The sequence below is a fragment of the Mesorhizobium sp. RCC_202 genome, from assembly GCF_041355295.1.
GTDB lineage: Bacteria > Pseudomonadota > Alphaproteobacteria > Rhizobiales > Rhizobiaceae > Mesorhizobium.
On sequence record NZ_JBFUPO010000005.1, the window covers coordinates 18,732 to 34,306 of the forward strand.

The following is a 15,575-nucleotide window of genomic DNA, read 5'->3' on the forward strand; positions in this document are numbered from 1 at the left end:
GCCGTTGCTGTTTCCCGGTCGCCTGCTAGGGCTTGGCTTAAAATAGAATCCGGAAACGCCGCCCTTGCCTCCTTCGCCAAATCTGCGCGGCGCGCTGTTCATGATCGTGGCCATGATCGGCTTCACCTTGAATGACGCGATCACGAAATACTCCTCCGAATGGATGAACATGGCGCAGGTCATGCTTGTGCGCGGCGCGTTTGCCTCGCTTTTCGTCGGCCTGCTTGCCTGGCAGCGCGGCGCATTGGCCCATCCGGCGGCAATGCTGCAGCCGATGGTGGCGATGCGTGTCGCCGGCGAAGCCGGCGCCACGGTGTCGTTCCTGATCGCGCTCGCGCATCTGCCGATCGCCAATGTATCCGCCGTGCTGCAGGCATTGCCGCTGGCGGTGACGATGGGCGCCGCGCTGGTGTTCGGCGAAGGCGTCGGCTGGCGGCGGTGGCTGGCCATCGCGGTCGGCTTCGCGGGTGTACTCATCATCGTGCGGCCGGGCTTCGAGGGATTCAGCGTCTATTCGCTGCTGGCGCTGACCAGCGTCGCCTGCTGCGCGGTGCGCGACCTCGCCACCAAGCGCATCCCGCAAGCGATCCCGACCATGCTGGTGTCGACGGCGACGGCGCTGGCCATGACCGTTCTCGGCGCCCTTCTGCTGTCGCCGATGGGTGGGTGGACGCCGATGACCGGCCACGCCACCGCCTTGCTGGCGCTGGCCGCGGTGCTGGTGATCATCGGCTATCAGTTCATCATCAAGGCGATGCGCTCGGGCGACATCTCCTTCGTCGCACCGTTCCGCTACACGGCGTTGCTCTGGTCGATCCTGCTTGGCCTCGTCATCTTCGGCGACATTCCGGACCTGCCGATGATCGTCGGCGCCGTGATAATCATCGGCTCGGGGCTCTACGCGCTTTACCGCGAGCGCGTCGTCGGTCGGCGGCAGCCCGCCGCCGAAAGCGCTGGACCCGATATGGCGCCGGACGGCATATAGACGCGATGGTCACAGAAATTGCCGGCATCATCCTGGCGGGCGGCCTGTCGCGGCGCATGGGCGGCGGCGACAAGCCTCTGCTTTCGCTGAACAACGCGAGGCTGATCGACCATGTCGCCGCGCGCTTCACGCCGCAGGTCGCCACCCTGGCGATCAACGCCAATGGCGACCCGGCACGGTTTGCCGGCATCGACCTGCCGGTGCTTGCCGACACGGTGCCGGACTACGCGGGACCGCTGGCCGGCATTCTGACCGGGCTGGAATGGGCGGCGACGCAGTCCGGTTGCGAGGCGATGGTGAGCACTGCGGGCGACACGCCCTTCTTCCCCGGCGATCTCGTCGAGCGACTGGTTCAAGCGGCGGGCGAACAGCCGGGCAAGATCGCCGTCGCCAGTTCCGACGGCCGATGGCACCCGACCTTCGCGCTCTGGCCGCTCGGCTTGCGCGAGTCCTTGCGCCGGTTCCTGGTCGACGAAGACAACCGCCGGGTTTCCGCCTTCATGGAGCGGCACGGTTTCGTTGTGGTGGATTTCCCGATGATCGAGGCCGAAGGCCAGCGCATCGACCCGTTCTTCAACGTCAACACGCCGGATGACCTTGCGGTGGCGAAACGTCTGTTGCAAAGCCTGCACCCATGAGACGCGTGTTCGGCATCACCGGCTGGAAGAATTCCGGCAAAACGACCTTGACCGAGAAGCTGGTCACCGAGCTGGTTCGGCGCGGCTGGACGGTCTCGACCGTCAAACATGCCCATCACGACTTCGATATCGACAAGCCGGGCGCCGACAGCTTTCGTCATCGTCAGGCCGGAGCGACAGAGGTTGCCATCGTCTCCGACCGTCGCTGGGCCCTTATGCACGAATTGCGGGGCGAGGACGAGCCGAAGCTGGATGACATCCTGGCCAGGCTGGGGCCCTGCGATATCGTGCTGGTCGAGGGCTACAAGCGCGAAGCCCACGGGAAGATCGAGGCAAGACGGCTCGAGGCCAAGGATCGCACGCCGCTTTCCGCCAACGATCCCAACATTGTCGCCATCGCCGCCGACTTTGCGGTCGAGGGTGAAAAGCTGCCCGTCTTCGACCTCGACGACACCAAGTCGATAGCCGACTTCGTCGAGCGCAGCACAGGTCTTGTCGCTCAAACCAAGTAACGCAGCGGCAGACGGCGATTGCAGTTTGCCGTTGATTTGCAGTTGCTTTTTTCTCGCAAAGAGTGGGAGTATCCGCCGTAGCGGGCGGTCAACAAACCACCGCCCACAAGAGCCGCACGGGACAGCGGCCATGATAATTATGAGAGGATCATCATGCGTATTGCACTGCGTATCGCGCTTGCCGCTTCGGCCGCGCTGCTGACACTCGGCGTCGCCCAGGCTCAGGAAAAGACCCTGAGGATCGGCACCGAAGGCGCCTACCCGCCCTTCAACAACCTGACCTCCGACGGCCAGCTGGTCGGCTTCGACATCGATATCGCCAAGGCCCTCTGCGACGAAATGAAGGTGAAGTGCACCTTCGTCGCGCAGGATTGGGACGGCATCATCCCGGCGCTGCAGGCCGGCAAGTTCGACGCCATCGTCGCCTCGATGTCGATCACGCCGGAACGTGCCGAGAAGGTCGACTTCAGCCACAAATATTACAACACGCCATCGGCGATCGCCGTGCCGAAGGATTCCCCGCTCAAGGGTGTGACCAAGGCGGACCTCGCCGGCAAGAACATCGGCGTCGCCACCACGACCACCCACTACAACTATGCCTCGAAGACCTTCACCGACAGCACCATCAAGGGCTATCCGAGCAGTCCCGAGGAGCAGGCTGATCTGGCCAACGGCCGCCTCGACGCCATCGAGGATGACATCGTGGTGCTGCAGCAGTGGCTCGATTCGCCTGACGGCGCCTGCTGCAAGATCCTCGGCCAGCCTTCACCGCAGCCGGTCGAGATCTTCGGACCGGGCGCCGGCATTGCCGTGCGCAAGGGCGAGACCGACCTGGTCAACAAGCTGAACACCGCGATCGACGCCATCCGCAAAAACGGAAAGTACAAGGAAATCAACGACAAGTACTTCAAGTTCGACGTCTTCGGCGCCGAGTCCTGATCGTTAAGCCAAAAGCGGCGAGGCATCCCCTCGCCGCTTTTCCTTCTTCAAGCGATCGCCACGGAGACACGACCCGTCAATGCCGGCCCAAAGCATTTGGACGCTTCTCAGCTGGGGACCGGATGGCTGGAGTGACGACATTGCCTATGGCGTGCTGGTCACGATCGCATTGGCGCTTGCCACCCTTCCTTTCGGCCTGGTGATCGGCTTTTTCGTCGCTTTCGCCAAGCAGCACGAAGAGCCGGCGTTGCGGCTGGCCGGCAACATCTACACCACCGTCTTTCGCGGCCTGCCGGAACTGGTGACGCTGTTCCTGTTCTTCTTCGGCATGCCGATTCTGCTGCAATATCTCTTGCGGCTGTTCAATCCGGGCGCCACGATCGACGTCAACAGCTTCATCGCCGGCATGATCGTGCTGTCGCTGATCTTCTCCTCCTATGCCAGCGAGGTCTTCCTCTCCGCGTTCCGCGCCATTCCCAAAGGCCAGTATGAGGGCGGCTACGCCATTGGCCTGTCGAAATGGCAGACGATGCGGCTGGTGGTTCTGCCGCAGCTGATACGCATCGCCTTCCCGGGTCTTGAGAATTGCTGGCTGAGCCTGCTCAAGGACACGTCGCTGGTTTCCGTCGTCAACCTCGCCGAGACCTTGCGCAACGCCGGTGTCGCGGCGCGCGTCACCAAGCATTCCTTCCTGTTCTACAGCGTGGCGGCACTGGTCTTCCTCGTGCTCGCCATCCTGTCGTCGATCGCCACCGGCTTCATCCTGCGCTCGCTCGGACGGAGAGAAGCGCGATGAGCGTCGCCCAAGCCGCCGCTGTCGAAAGGCCACCGCCTCTGGCGCGAGGCTGGTCGCGCGCCCGTGTCCTGGGCTATGCGCTGGTCGGGGTCTGGATCCTCTTCGGCCTTGGTATCGTTGCCTATCTGGTCTTTGCCTGGAATGCCGAATTCTTCGCCAGATACGCGCCGGCCTATCTGCAGGGGCTCGGAACAACCTTGTCGCTTGTGGCGATCTCGATGGTGCTGGGCGCGCTCATGTCGCTGCCCGTTGCCTATGGCCGCATGTCGAAGAACCGGGTGCTGTCCGGGCTTGCTTATTGCTATGTCTATTTCTTCCGCGGCACGCCGCTCCTGGTGCAGACCTACCTCGTCTATTACGGCGTCGGCTCGTTCCGGCCGGAGCTCGAGACGGTCGGGCTGTGGTGGTTCTTCCGCGAGGCGTTCTATTGCGGTGTCTTCGCCTTCTCGCTCAACACCGCTGCCTATCAGGCCGAAATCCTGCGCGGCGCCATTGAAAGCGTTCCGCGCGGCCAGTGGGAAGGTGCGGCTTCGCTCGGCCTGCACACGCTTCAGACGCTGCGCAAGGTCATCCTGCCGCAGGCGATCATCGTGGCGCTCAGGCCCTACGGCAACGAGCTGATCCTGATGATCAAGGCCTCGGCCATCGTCGCCATCATCACCGTCTACGACCTGATGGGCAACGCCAAGCTCGCCTATGCAAAGTCCTTCGACATTCAGGCCTATATCTGGGTCGCCATCGTCTATCTGGTGATGGTCGAAATCCTGCGCCACGGCGTCGAATGGATCGAGCGCCGGATCACCGTCCACCTGCATCGCTAATGCATGTCGCCCAAAAGTGGCAGCGGTTTTGGGAGAACGACATGCATAAACGGACACCCGGGCTGTACCAGTCGATACGCCCCTGCGCGCCTTGACGAATTCGCTGCAGCGCATAGACCTTCCGCAACAGCAAACTCTGTCTTCGGAAGGTACGACCTATGGCATCGGTGGCATTTCTCGGTCTGGGCGTCATGGGATATCCCATGGCCGGGCACCTCAAGAACAAGGGCGGCCACGACGTCACCGTCTATAACCGCAGCCCGGCCAAGGCTGAGCAGTGGGTCGGCCAGCACGGCGGCAACCTCGCGCTGACGCCGGCGAAGGCCGCCGAAGGCAAGGACTTCGTCTTCTCCTGCGTCGGTAATGACGACGATCTGCGCTCGGTAACGATCGGCGCCAACGGCGCCTTCGCGGCGATGAAGAAGGGAGCCATCTACATCGACAACACCACGGCTTCGGCCGAGGTCGCGCGCGAACTCGACGAAGCGGCGCGCAAGGCCGGTCTTTCCTTCCTCGACGCGCCGGTTTCGGGCGGCCAGGCCGGCGCCGAGAACGGCCTGCTGACCGTCATGGTCGGTGGCGACCAGGCGGCGTTCGACAAGGCCAAGCCCGTCATCGACGCCTTCGCCCGCATGGTCGGGCTGATGGGTTCGGCAGGCGCCGGCCAACTCACCAAGATGATCAACCAGATCACCATCGCCGGTCTTGTTCAGGGATTGGCCGAAGGCATCCATTTCGGCAAGAAGGCAGGCCTCGACATCGAAAAGGTTATCGAGGTGATCTCCAAGGGCGCGGCCGGCTCTTGGCAGATGGACAACCGCCACAAGACGATGAATGCTGGGAAATATGATTTCGGCTTTGCCGTCGACTGGATGCGCAAGGATCTCGGCATCTGTCTCGCCGAAGCCAACCGCAACGGCGCCAGGCTTCCGGTGACGGCGCTCGTCGACCAGTTCTACAAGGATGTGCAGGAGATGGGCGGCCGCCGCTGGGACACGTCTTCGCTGCTGGCCCGGCTGGAAAAGTAGGCGCGCGATGGCCCTGCCCGATCCGCGCTGGGGCGCCGACGACATCGTCGCGCATCTGCGCTCGATCGGCACCGAGCAGAACCGCGCCGGCATGGCGCGTTTCGGCATCAAAACCGAAAGCGCGCTCGGCATCGGCAATTCCGACCTGCGGCCGCTGGCGCGCAAATTGAAGAAGAACCATGAGCGCTCGCTGCTGCTATGGGATACCGGCATCCGCGAGGCGCGGCTGCTGGCGGCCTTCACCGGCGAGCCGCAGAAGGTCGATATTGCGCTATGCCGGCGCTGGGCCGCCGATTTCGACAGCTGGGAGATCGTCGACACGGTCGTCGACCTCTTTATCGAGACACCGTTCTGGCGCGACCTGATCGAAGAGTTCGCCGCTGACGAGCGCGAATTCGTCCGCCGCACCGCCTTTGCCATGCTGGCGTGGAGCGCGGTCCATCTGAAGAAGGAGCCGGAAGCGACCTTCCTTGCCTATCTGCCGATGATCGAGAGCCATGCCGGCGATCCGCGCAATTTCGTGCGCAAAGCGGTCAACTGGGCGCTGCGGCAGATCGGCAAGCGCTCGATGGCGCTGCATGCCCCTGCCCTTGCGTTGGCGGAAAAACTGGCGGCATCCTCCGACAAGACGGCGCGCTGGATCGGCAAGGATGCGGTGAAGGAACTGACGGATGCCAAGCAGCTCGAAAGGCTCGCAGCGAGAAAAGTCTGACCTGGCGGGTATCCGTTTCATCGAGGTGACGCGCGAAACCCGCGCCGATTTCGAGGGCCTCTTCGAACAGCCGGGCGCGCCGAAATATTGCTGGTGTATGGCCTGGCGCCACTCAAGCCGCGAGCACGTCGACAACGACGAGAAGAAACGCATGATGCTGGCGCTGATCGACCGGGGCACACCGGTCGGGATCGTTGCCGAGCTTGCCGGCAAGCTCGTCGGCTGGTGCTCGGTCGCGCCGCGCGAGACCTATCGCCGACTTTGGAAAGGACAGGATGACGGCGAGGCGGATGTCTGGTCGATCGTCTGCTTTTACGTCCCCAGGGCCTTGCGCGGCGGCGGCCTGGCGGCTTCCCTGCTCGATGCCGCCGTCGAGCATGCTTTCGCCAGGGGCGCGCGCATCGTCGAGGCTTATCCCGTCGACGAGGCCGCGCCGAGCTATCGCTTCATGGGCTTCCGCGACATGTTCATCGCGCGCGGCTTCCACGAGATCGGCACCGCCGGCACGCGCCGGCATGTGGTGCGGCTGGACCGTTGAGCCTGGTCCGAGTGGATTGTGACGGAGCGGATACGACAGAGTGCTACCGGCGCAGATCGTGAACGCCGAGTTCTTTCCACATCCACTCGAGGCTGTAGGTTGCCATCGGCTGGGTCGGATCGGGCTGCCTTGCGGTCTGGTTTTCGATGTATTTCAGCCATTCGACCACCTTTTGTCGGCCGGCCGTTGTCTTGACGGCTTGGCGCGGTGTCTTATTCCCCAACATCTTGACCGGCTGGTCGAGCGTTTCCAGATAGTGCCGATCTAGGTATTCGTGAATGCTCCGTTCGGCAATTTCCGGATCGATGTTCGATCGGGATGTTTTGCTCCCGCTAGGTGGCTGATCGGCTGTCAATTGTTCGACGGTCCTGATGTTAGTCAGCGGCGTCCTGATAAGATCGCCAAGGGCCTGCTGGATCAGAGCCGTTCCTTTTGTCGCCCGCTCTGCGGAATTGGCGGACAGATGCAGGAAACGGCCCTTCAACTCGACATTGCCAAGCACAAGCGGACCGTTGTCCATTGTGGTGTCTATCGCAGGAGCTGTCGCCTTTGATTTCTTGCTACTTTTCGGCGCCTCTTCCAGCCAGTTCCAGAATTTCGCATTCGCCTGCGACAACGCTGGAATGCCGTTCAGGCGAGCGGCGATCTCCTCCTGTTTCACGCTCGGCGCAAGCGGAAAGCGGGCCTCATGAAATACGATTTCATCGCCATCGGTGTTCTGCAGCCGCGGTTGCGTTACCCTTGCGAGGGTGTCGAACAACCATGACAGCGTGAACAGGAATGCCGCCGCCTGCAACTCTTCGTCCTTGATGGCGGGTAGCTTCTTTGCATTTCCTTTGCCGAACAGGCCCGCAACCCATCGAACAATGTTTCCGTGGCCTGCGGACTGAAGGGCAAGACACCGCCGGCCATGACGTTTTTGCCCATGACGGGTACGATCCGGGCCGCAAGCCTGTCCCACTGCTTCAAAGTCTTTGTCGCGCTGCCTTCGCTGACGGAGATCGGTTCGCCACCGCGGATAAGGTCGCGCCCCATAAAAGACGCTCCCGAAACGACGTCACTCACCTCGTATAAACTCATGACCGAGTTACGCAGCGCCGCCATGTAGGCCTTTGATTGCGCGCTTTCCTTCCAGCCTCGGCGCTTGAGATATTCGTCGACCATATTGGCGGGCTCGCCTTCGAAATCCTGCGTCAGGAAATCCTCGAAGGCGCAACCCCAAAGGGCGTTTGTCCAATGGTCGCCGAGGACTTCGGCAAGGTCTTCAAAATCCCCCTCGCCCTCGAGAACCGGGCCGAAATGTTCGTTGAAAACTTCCTCGAAGCATTCGCGCCATTTGCCACGGGTCAGAAACTTCATCAGCCCGCTGAGATCATGGCTGGTCGGCATGCATTCCTCCAGGGTCCTGTGCGGCGGGCATCGCGCGCCGCTGGCTCATGGCCATTATAAGTGGCGCACTTCCGTGCGCCCTGGTAGGGCCTGTTCGCGATCCCACAGTTTTCTCCATACAACCTTCCGGTGCAGCGTTTCCAACAATTCCATCGAGCGAGCAGGACGCGCCAGAGATCACGGTAGTTTTACTCGCTTGCAGTTATGGACCGGCCAGAATGGAACCAATGAACAACCGTTTTCACAAGGGCGCGATCCTTGCTGGGTCACTTGGCCTTGCCGTTAGTCAAGCCGCGGCCGAAACCGCGCATATCTTCTGGAAGGATCTGCGCCCGCAGACTCAAGCCGTCGCCGAGGATGCCAACCTGCCGATGGTCGCGGCGAAACTGCCCGACCATGGCGAGACGCTGTCGCTCAATCTGCAGGACAAGACGATACAATTAGCCGGCTATGCACTGCCGGTCGATCGTGACGGCGATCTCGTCTACCAGTTCCTGCTGGTGCCATGGACGGGCGCCTGCAGTCATATGCCGACGCCTCCGCCCAACCAGATCGTGCTGGTGACGCCGACGAAGCCCTACAAGATGACGCAAGCCTATGAGCCGGTGTCCGTCACTGGCGTATTGAATCCCGGCATGGAAAAGAGCCAGCTCTTCATCCTCGACGGCGTCTCGATCGTCCAGTCGGGCTACACGGTGCGCAAAGCCGAAGTAGCCAGCGTCGACTCCGTGCCGGATACGGTCACGCTGCCGGTGAACTCGCCGTGGAATTTGCTCCTCAACAAAAAGAAGAACTGACGCCGCCGCCTGGCGGTCAAGCCGCGTTGGCGCCCGATTCCTTGTCCAGCACCATGTAGTCGAGCGGGATCTCGGTCGTGTACTTGATCTGCTCCATGGCAAAGGACGACGACACGTCGCGGATTTCGATCTTGGCGATCAGCCGCTTGTAGAAGGCGTCATAGGCACCAATGTCCGGCACCACGACACGCAGCAGGTAATCGACGTCGCCGCTCATGCGGTAGAACTCGACCACTTCGGGAAATTCCTGGATGACCTCGGAGAAGCGGCGCAGCCACTCATGGCTGTGCGAATTGGTGCGGATCGACACGAACACGGTGACGCGCACATTGACCTTCTCATGGTCGAGAATGGCGACGCGCCGCTTGATGACGCCCTCTTCCTCGAGCTTCTGGATACGCCGCCAGCACGGCGTGGTCGACAGGCCGACTTTCTTGGCGACGTCGGCCACCGCGAGCGTGGCGTCCTCCTGCAGGAGGCGGAGAATTTTTCGGTCTAGGCGATCCATGGGGAGACTCCAGGGGAATAGTTTGTCGATAATCCCTCTTATCGACGCCTTTAACAAGAAAGAAATTCTGCCAAAGGCACGAAAAGCGAGTGATTTCTTGCAAGATAGCTAATTGATGCGATAGCGGATTTCCGACCGCAGGAAAGGCAGCAAATCCATTTCAAACCAGGGATTCCGCTTCAGCCAGCCGCTGTTTCGCCACGACGGATGCGGCAGCGGCAGCACTTTTAGCTTGCCCGGCGCGTCCCAGATCGCACGCCAGTTTCTGACCGTCTCCGTCAGCGATGGCAGCCGCGCGGTGCCCATATGCCAGGCCTGGGCATAGCCGCCGATCGTCAGCACCAGGTCGATCCGCGGCATCAACGCCATCAGCTCGGCGCGCCAGGCCGGCGCGCATTCGCGGCGCGGCGGTAGGTCGCCGCCCTTGGCATCCTGGCCGGGAAAGCAGAAGCCCATCGGCACGATGGCGAACTTTTTGGTGTCGTAGAACTCTTCATCGCTGACGCTCAGCCAGCTTCGCAGGCGATCGCCGGATGCATCGGTGAACGGCATCCCCGAATTATGCACCTTGGTGCCCGGCGCCTGGCCGGCGAGCAGGATGCGCGCCGTCGAGGACGGCAGCAGGACAGGCCGCGGTTCATGCGGCAAGGGCCGTCCAAGCGGATGCTCCACGCAGATGCGGCAGGCCCGCGCCCTGGCGGTGAGACGCTCCAGCGCGTCGCTCATGGCAGACCGATTATCCAATCGCAGGCCCCATGCAGCAGCAGGCCTCACGCGGCGGCACTGGGCCGGCTCGTGAGCGCCGCGTACCAGCGCAGCACGTTGGCGCATTCTTCCGGCACCTTGATGCGGGCGGGCTTCATGAAATCGATGGCGATCATGCCGGTGATGTCGGCAACCGAATAGTCATCGCCGGCGGCAAATTCCCTGTCGTCCAGCTCATGATCGAGAAGATGCAGGAACTCGATCGCCTTGGGCTTGTTGGCTTCGCCCCATTCGGGGATCTGCGGCACTTCCCACTCCTTCATCGCTGGGTGGATATGGCGGAACGCTGCGGCAACGCAGCTCATCAGGTTGAACTCCATGCGCCGTTGCCACATCTCGACCTTGGCTTTTCCGAGCGCACCCTTGCCGAACAAAGCGGGTTCGGGATGCAGTTCCTCGAAATAACGGCAGATGGCGATGGATTCGGTGATGACTGTGCCGTCGTCGAGCTCAAGCACCGGCAGGCGCCGCAGTGGGTTGCGCGAGGCAACCGCCTGCTCACGATGCTCCAGCGCCCCCATGTCGACCGGCACCAGCGGAATCGTCAGACCTTTCTCGGCAAGGAAAACACGAACCCGGCGGGGATTGGGCGCGCGGCCGCCATCGAACAGCTTCATTTTACCCTCCGATTTCCTCACCGATCATAAGGCGCACCCTTCACCAGAAGCGAAACAATTCGCGCGCCGCATCGCCAATGGAAGCCAGGGTGCCATGCTTGCGCTCGATAGGAGCATCGCGGTGGCTGTCGCGCCAATCCTGTGGCTCGTCGAAACTTCCCGCCCAGATGCCGACCTTGGCCGCCCTTGCGGCAGCTTCCTCGGTCTCGAAATCACCATAGGCGACAGCCCATCCCGCCTGGACCTGCGCGCGGTTGAGATCGGTGTCACCCGCCTTGCACTCGCCGAGCAGGCGCCCGTAGCGGTCGCGCTGCCAGCCGCTGCAGGACACCGGCCGACTGGCGATCAGCTTGACCAGCGACTGCCGCGCCAGCTTGCCGCAGGCATAGTCGGCGCCATTCCTCTGGCAGGTCTGCAGATATTCCGGCGCATCGATGCCGCGCATGCGGATGCGCTTGGTGCCGAGCGTGATCGAATCGCCATCATTGACGATCGCCGTGCCCTGCTCGCTGCGTGTCGCGAAGCGGTCGAGGCGGGCCGCCACCAGGATCAGCAGCCCGAGCAAAAGGATCGCCAATCCGTAGTCCGCCAGCTTGCGCACAGGGCTGCGCGGTTGGCCAGCCGCATAGCGCCGGCGCGATCCTCGCGGCCCGAAACGGCTCATATGGCAAACAGTCTCTTAATCATTCGAACGTAGCTTAACGAACTGGAAATCGCTGCGCGCAGAAATTGAAGTCCGTATGCCTTTGCTACGCTCGAACACAGCGGATAAATTTATTGTGGACCGCCGAAAACCGCACCGCAACAGCGATGTGGCGCGCGCGGTGCGCAAGACGCGCGACCGTCTTTCGCAGCAGGCCGGCAATCTCGACTTCGAACGCGAACTGTTGAAGCTGCATGCACGCGCCATGGTGGTCAGCGCGGCGGCGATTCCGCTGCTTGTGCTCACCGTCGGTGGTATAGGTCAGCTTGTCGGCCTGGACAGACAGATCACCATTTGGACACTTGTCACGCTGCTTTGCTACACCATCGTCACCTTCATGGCGCGCCGCGTGGAAAAGACCGAGGCAGCCGAGCTTGAGCCGGTACAGACGCGCCGCGACTTCCTCATCGGCCATTTCCTGTGTGGCTTGAGCTGGGCGTGGTTTGCCTGGATCGGTTGCGACACATGCCAGGTCGATCAATTTCACGTCGCCAAGGCCATGGTGCTCCTGGTCGCGATGGCGACAACCGCGGTTATGGCTTCCTCGCTTGGCGGCGCCCTGCTTGCCACCTTTGCCATTCCCGTTGCCGTTTATGTCTATGTGGTTATCCAGTTGTGGACGCCGGTGGAGGCAATCATGGCGGCGCTCCTCATCCTGGCGCTTCCTTTTTTCGGCTACGTCGCGCGCCATCTCAACCAGGCCTCCTGGATGCTGCTCTCGTTTCGCTCCGAAAAAGACGCGCTGATCGCCGAGCTGGAGACGGCAAAATCGATGTCGGACGAAGCCAGGCGGCGCGCCGAGGACGCCAATCTGGCGAAATCGCGCTTTCTCGCTTCGATGAGCCACGAGCTCAGGACGCCGCTCAACGCCATCCTCGGCTTCTCCGAAGTGATGTCGAACGAAGTGCTGGGGCCGATGAACAATCCGACCTACCGTGACTATGCCCATGACGTGCACGAGTCCGGCCAGCATTTGCTCGACCTGATCAACGAGATCCTCGACCTGTCGCGCATCGAGGCCGGTCGCTATCAGCTCAACGAAGAGCCGGTGCTGCTTTTGAACATCGTCGAGGATTGCTGCCACATGATGGAATTGCGCGCCCGCAACAAGGACATCCGTGTCATGCAGGATTTTGAGGAAACCTTGCCGCGCCTGTTCGCCGACGAGCGCGCCGTCCGCCAGATCACTCTCAACCTGTTGTCCAACGCCATCAAGTTCACACCCTCCGGTGGTGAGGTGCGGGTGCGCGTCGGCTGGACGGCCGGCGGCGGCCAGTACATTTCGGTCAAGGACAACGGCCCCGGCATTCCGGAAGAGGAAATCCCTGTGGTGCTTTCGGCCTTCGGCCAGGGCTCGATCGCCATCAAGAGCGCCGAACAGGGTACCGGCCTCGGCCTGCCGATCGTCCAGGGGCTGCTCGCCATGCATGGCGGCGAGTTCGAGCTTCATTCCAAGCTGCGCGAAGGCACCGAGGCGATCGCCATTTTCCCGTTGAGCCGGGTGATGGAGGAACTGCCGGCGCTGCCGACCAAGGCCGTCGCCGCCAGGCGGCGCTAGTCCGGAAACGCCTTATCGTCGAATGGCAGCCGCCATGCCGGAACTTGTCAGCGCCGCGGCCTTGACGATACCGGCGGCCAGAGCTGCCCCTACCCCTTCCTCATGTCTGATGCCGAGATCGAGCAACGGCGAAAGGCCAAGCTGCTCGGCTAGCTTCGCATGTCCGGGCCCGGGCGACAGGCTGGCGAGCAGGCAATGGTCGAGCGCGGCGGGATCGGCTTGATGCAACACCGCGGCAGCCGCGGTTGCCACGAAGCCGTCGAGCAGCACGGGGACCTTTTCCATGCGCGCGGCAAGAATGGCGCCGCAGATCGCCGCGAACTCGCGGCCGCCTACCCGTCGCAATATCTCCAGCGGATCGTCGAGAGCGGCGTGATGAAACGCCAAAGCCCGGTCGACCACTTCGGCCTTGCGCACGATCATCGCTTCATCGGCGCCTGATCCTTCCCCGACCCAGTCTGCGCCCCCGCCGCCGAACAGCGCGGCGCACAAGGCAGCGGCTATGGTCGAATTGCCGACGCCAAGATCGCCGAGGCACAAAAGATCGGCGCCGCCGGCGACCGCCTCCATGCCGAAGGCCATGGTCGCGGCACAGCCGCGCTCGTCGAGCGCCGCTTCCTCGGTGATGTCGCCTGTCGGAATGTCCAGCGCAAGGTCGAAGACCTTCAGGCCGAGATCGTTGGCGATGCAGATCTGGTTGATGGCAGCGCCACCGGCGGCGCAAAGCTCGACGGCATTGGCGGTCGCGGCCACCGCCCGTGGCGAAATACTGTGCCGGACGGCGCCGTGATTGCCGGCAAAGATCGCCACCAGCGGCCGGTTGATGGCCGGCGGCGCGCGCCCGCTCCAGGCGGCAAGCCAGGCCGCGACATCCTCGATCCGCCCGAGCGATGCCTTGGGCTTATCCGTCTTGGCAAACAACGTGCGAACTCTGGATCGGGCCGCCTCGTCGGCTGATGGCAGGGCGGCCAGAAGGTTTCGGAAGTCATCGAAAGGCGTTGTGGTCATCACTGTCGGTCGCGGCTCGTTGCTAGAGCATGATGCCGAAAAGCGTGAAGCCGTTTTCGGGCGACACCATGCTCTATCTCTTGGATTTAGAGACGGATTTCGATTTCAGGTCGATTCGACCTGAAATCATCCGGCCCTAGGGTCGCCAGCGGCATAGCCGCCTTCTCCAGCCGGCACAACCGCCTGATCATGGCGCGAATGCGGTGGCCTGCGGCGCATTGCGGAGGGCTTGCATTGCTCCGGCGGTTGCACCATGTGGAGGAAAGGTAAGAGAGCAGCATGACCGCCATCGAATCCCCTTGCATCCTGGTCTGTTCGATCGACATGAAAACCGGCTTCTGCTTCGGTTGTGGCCGCACGCGCGACGAGATTTCGGCCTGGCTCACCATGACCCCGGACGTAAGGCGTGAGGTGATGGCCGAATTGCCGGCGCGACTGGAAACGGTCGAGCGTCGTCCGCGCCGCGAAACGCGCCGCACCCGCATGGCGCGCGAGAGCGGCGCAGCCTGAGACAGAAGTTTGGCTGACATAGAGGGTAGCGTTTGAGTCGTCTGTTCTGGATCGTGATGGCAGTGATCGGCGTCGGGGTGGTGCTCCTGATGCTCAACAATTCCGCTGGCCGCACATTCGGCATGAACAACAATGATTTCGGCCAACTGATCTGGGTCGGCGTGCTGGTGATGGTGATCGGCGCCACCCTGCTTCGCTCCGGCCGGCCGCTGGGCGGCATGGCGCGCGGCCTCGCCGTCTGGGCGTCACTCGTGCTCGTGCTGATTGCCGGCTACCAGTACCGCTATGAATTGCAGGATGTCGCGCACCGCGTCACCGCCGGCCTTGTTCCCGGCAGCCCGCTGGCGCTGGGCCTGGAAAATGGCCGCCCGACGGTAACGCTCGACAAGGCCGACAACGGCCATTTCGAAGCCCGCATCCTGGTCAACGACACGCCGGTGCGCGCCGTGGTCGACACCGGCGCGACCAGCACGGTGCTGACATCCGAGGACGCCCAGGCCGCCGGCTTCAATCCGGCGGCGCTCAGCTATAGCGTCGACGTCTCGACCGCCAATGGCATGGCGCGCGCCGCCATCGTGCGAACCAATCAGGTGGCGATCGGCGGCATCGTGCGCAAGGACATGTCGGTGATGGTGGCCGCGCCCGGCATGCTCGAGCAAAGCCTGCTCGGCATGAACTTCATCAGCTCGCTGTCCGGCTTCGACGTGCGCGGCGATCGCATGATCCTCCGGGACTGATGCACGTCGCCCGG

The 15,575-nt window shown here is 62.7% G+C and carries 20 protein-coding genes; 13 read left to right on the forward strand and 7 right to left on the reverse strand.

Translation table 11 applies throughout. The features are described 5' to 3' along the window. The first annotated feature begins 64 nt into the window (after positions 1-64). The 9 genes from AB6802_RS12910 to AB6802_RS12950 all read left to right on the forward strand — a co-directional run bounded on the left by AB6802_RS12910 (position 65) and on the right by AB6802_RS12950 (position 6,969). Entirely contained in the window at positions 65-985 is a 921-nt protein-coding gene (locus AB6802_RS12910) for a DMT family transporter (protein ID WP_371010495.1), read from the forward strand. Positions 986-990: 5 nt separating this feature from the next. After that, a complete protein-coding gene (gene mobA, locus AB6802_RS12915; protein WP_371010496.1) occupies positions 991-1,623 on the forward strand; it encodes a molybdenum cofactor guanylyltransferase MobA in 633 nt (210 codons plus the stop codon). Continuing rightward, positions 1,620-2,135, forward strand: coding sequence for a molybdopterin-guanine dinucleotide biosynthesis protein B (gene mobB / locus AB6802_RS12920; protein WP_371010497.1), 516 nt, complete (start codon positions 1,620-1,622; stop codon positions 2,133-2,135). Before mobA ends, mobB begins: the two co-directional genes overlap by 4 nt. Positions 2,136-2,288: 153 nt before the next feature. Then, the gene (locus AB6802_RS12925; protein WP_371010498.1) at positions 2,289-3,074 is read left to right on the forward strand and encodes an ABC transporter substrate-binding protein; all 786 of its coding nucleotides are present in this window, start codon (positions 2,289-2,291) and stop codon (positions 3,072-3,074) included. Positions 3,075-3,153: 79 nt separating this feature from the next. Further along, positions 3,154-3,870 (forward strand): ABC transporter permease, encoded by a 717-nt coding sequence (locus AB6802_RS12930; RefSeq protein ID WP_371010499.1) that lies wholly within the window; start codon positions 3,154-3,156, stop codon positions 3,868-3,870. Next, on the forward strand, positions 3,867-4,691 hold the full coding sequence (locus AB6802_RS12935) for an ABC transporter permease (RefSeq protein ID WP_371010500.1): 825 nt from the start codon (positions 3,867-3,869) through the stop codon (positions 4,689-4,691). The genes AB6802_RS12930 and AB6802_RS12935 overlap by 4 nt, the downstream gene beginning before the upstream one ends. A 158-nt stretch (positions 4,692-4,849) precedes the next feature. Then, positions 4,850-5,719 (forward strand): NAD(P)-dependent oxidoreductase, encoded by an 870-nt coding sequence (locus tag AB6802_RS12940; protein WP_371010501.1) that lies wholly within the window; start codon positions 4,850-4,852, stop codon positions 5,717-5,719. A gap of 7 nt (positions 5,720-5,726) precedes the next feature. Next, positions 5,727-6,431 (forward strand): DNA alkylation repair protein, encoded by a 705-nt coding sequence (locus AB6802_RS12945; protein WP_371010502.1) that lies wholly within the window; start codon positions 5,727-5,729, stop codon positions 6,429-6,431. Next, positions 6,391-6,969 carry a GNAT family N-acetyltransferase gene (locus tag AB6802_RS12950; RefSeq protein ID WP_371010503.1) on the forward strand — a complete coding sequence of 193 codons (579 nt, stop codon included), beginning with the start codon at positions 6,391-6,393 and terminating at the stop codon, positions 6,967-6,969. The genes AB6802_RS12945 and AB6802_RS12950 overlap by 41 nt, the downstream gene beginning before the upstream one ends. A gap of 43 nt (positions 6,970-7,012) precedes the next feature. On the opposite strand, the gene AB6802_RS12955 is transcribed toward AB6802_RS12950, so the two are convergent. Next, entirely contained in the window at positions 7,013-7,765 is a 753-nt protein-coding gene (locus AB6802_RS12955) for a hypothetical protein (protein ID WP_371010504.1), read from the reverse strand. Next, positions 7,705-8,358 carry a hypothetical protein gene (locus AB6802_RS12960; RefSeq protein WP_371010505.1) on the reverse strand — a complete coding sequence of 218 codons (654 nt, stop codon included), beginning with the start codon at positions 8,356-8,358 and terminating at the stop codon, positions 7,705-7,707. The genes AB6802_RS12955 and AB6802_RS12960 overlap by 61 nt, the downstream gene beginning before the upstream one ends. Positions 8,359-8,585: 227 nt before the next feature. Between AB6802_RS12960 and AB6802_RS12965 the strand changes: the two genes are divergently transcribed. Further along, positions 8,586-9,155, forward strand: a complete 570-nt coding sequence (locus AB6802_RS12965) for a DUF3299 domain-containing protein (protein WP_371010506.1) — start codon at positions 8,586-8,588, stop codon at positions 9,153-9,155. A gap of 16 nt (positions 9,156-9,171) precedes the next feature. On the opposite strand, the gene AB6802_RS12970 is transcribed toward AB6802_RS12965, so the two are convergent. From AB6802_RS12970 to AB6802_RS12985, 4 genes are all read right to left on the reverse strand, one after another. Then, a complete protein-coding gene (locus AB6802_RS12970) occupies positions 9,172-9,663 on the reverse strand; it encodes an Lrp/AsnC family transcriptional regulator (protein WP_371010507.1) in 492 nt (163 codons plus the stop codon). A gap of 108 nt (positions 9,664-9,771) precedes the next feature. Beyond that, positions 9,772-10,389: a uracil-DNA glycosylase family protein gene (locus AB6802_RS12975; RefSeq protein WP_371010508.1), complete on the reverse strand. Its 618-nt coding sequence runs from the start codon at positions 10,387-10,389 to the stop codon at positions 9,772-9,774. Between the two features lie 44 nt (positions 10,390-10,433). After that, the gene (locus tag AB6802_RS12980) at positions 10,434-11,045 is read right to left on the reverse strand and encodes a glutathione S-transferase (protein WP_371010509.1); all 612 of its coding nucleotides are present in this window, start codon (positions 11,043-11,045) and stop codon (positions 10,434-10,436) included. A 40-nt stretch (positions 11,046-11,085) separates the two neighbouring features. Further along, positions 11,086-11,709 (reverse strand): thermonuclease family protein, encoded by a 624-nt coding sequence (locus AB6802_RS12985; protein WP_371010510.1) that lies wholly within the window; start codon positions 11,707-11,709, stop codon positions 11,086-11,088. Positions 11,710-11,785: 76 nt separating this feature from the next. Between AB6802_RS12985 and AB6802_RS12990 the strand changes: the two genes are divergently transcribed. Beyond that, positions 11,786-13,306 carry a sensor histidine kinase gene (locus AB6802_RS12990; RefSeq protein ID WP_371010511.1) on the forward strand — a complete coding sequence of 507 codons (1,521 nt, stop codon included), beginning with the start codon at positions 11,786-11,788 and terminating at the stop codon, positions 13,304-13,306. Positions 13,307-13,318: 12 nt separating this feature from the next. Here AB6802_RS12990 and AB6802_RS12995 read toward each other — a convergent pair whose 3' ends face one another. After that, positions 13,319-14,314: a nicotinate-nucleotide--dimethylbenzimidazole phosphoribosyltransferase gene (locus AB6802_RS12995; RefSeq protein WP_371010512.1), complete on the reverse strand. Its 996-nt coding sequence runs from the start codon at positions 14,312-14,314 to the stop codon at positions 13,319-13,321. A 279-nt stretch (positions 14,315-14,593) separates the two neighbouring features. On the opposite strand from AB6802_RS12995, the gene AB6802_RS13000 reads away from it, so the two are divergent. Further along, positions 14,594-14,824, forward strand: coding sequence for a DUF1289 domain-containing protein (locus tag AB6802_RS13000; protein WP_371010513.1), 231 nt, complete (start codon positions 14,594-14,596; stop codon positions 14,822-14,824). Between the two features lie 32 nt (positions 14,825-14,856). After that, on the forward strand, positions 14,857-15,561 hold the full coding sequence (locus AB6802_RS13005; protein WP_371010514.1) for a TIGR02281 family clan AA aspartic protease: 705 nt from the start codon (positions 14,857-14,859) through the stop codon (positions 15,559-15,561). Positions 15,562-15,575 lie beyond the last annotated feature (14 nt).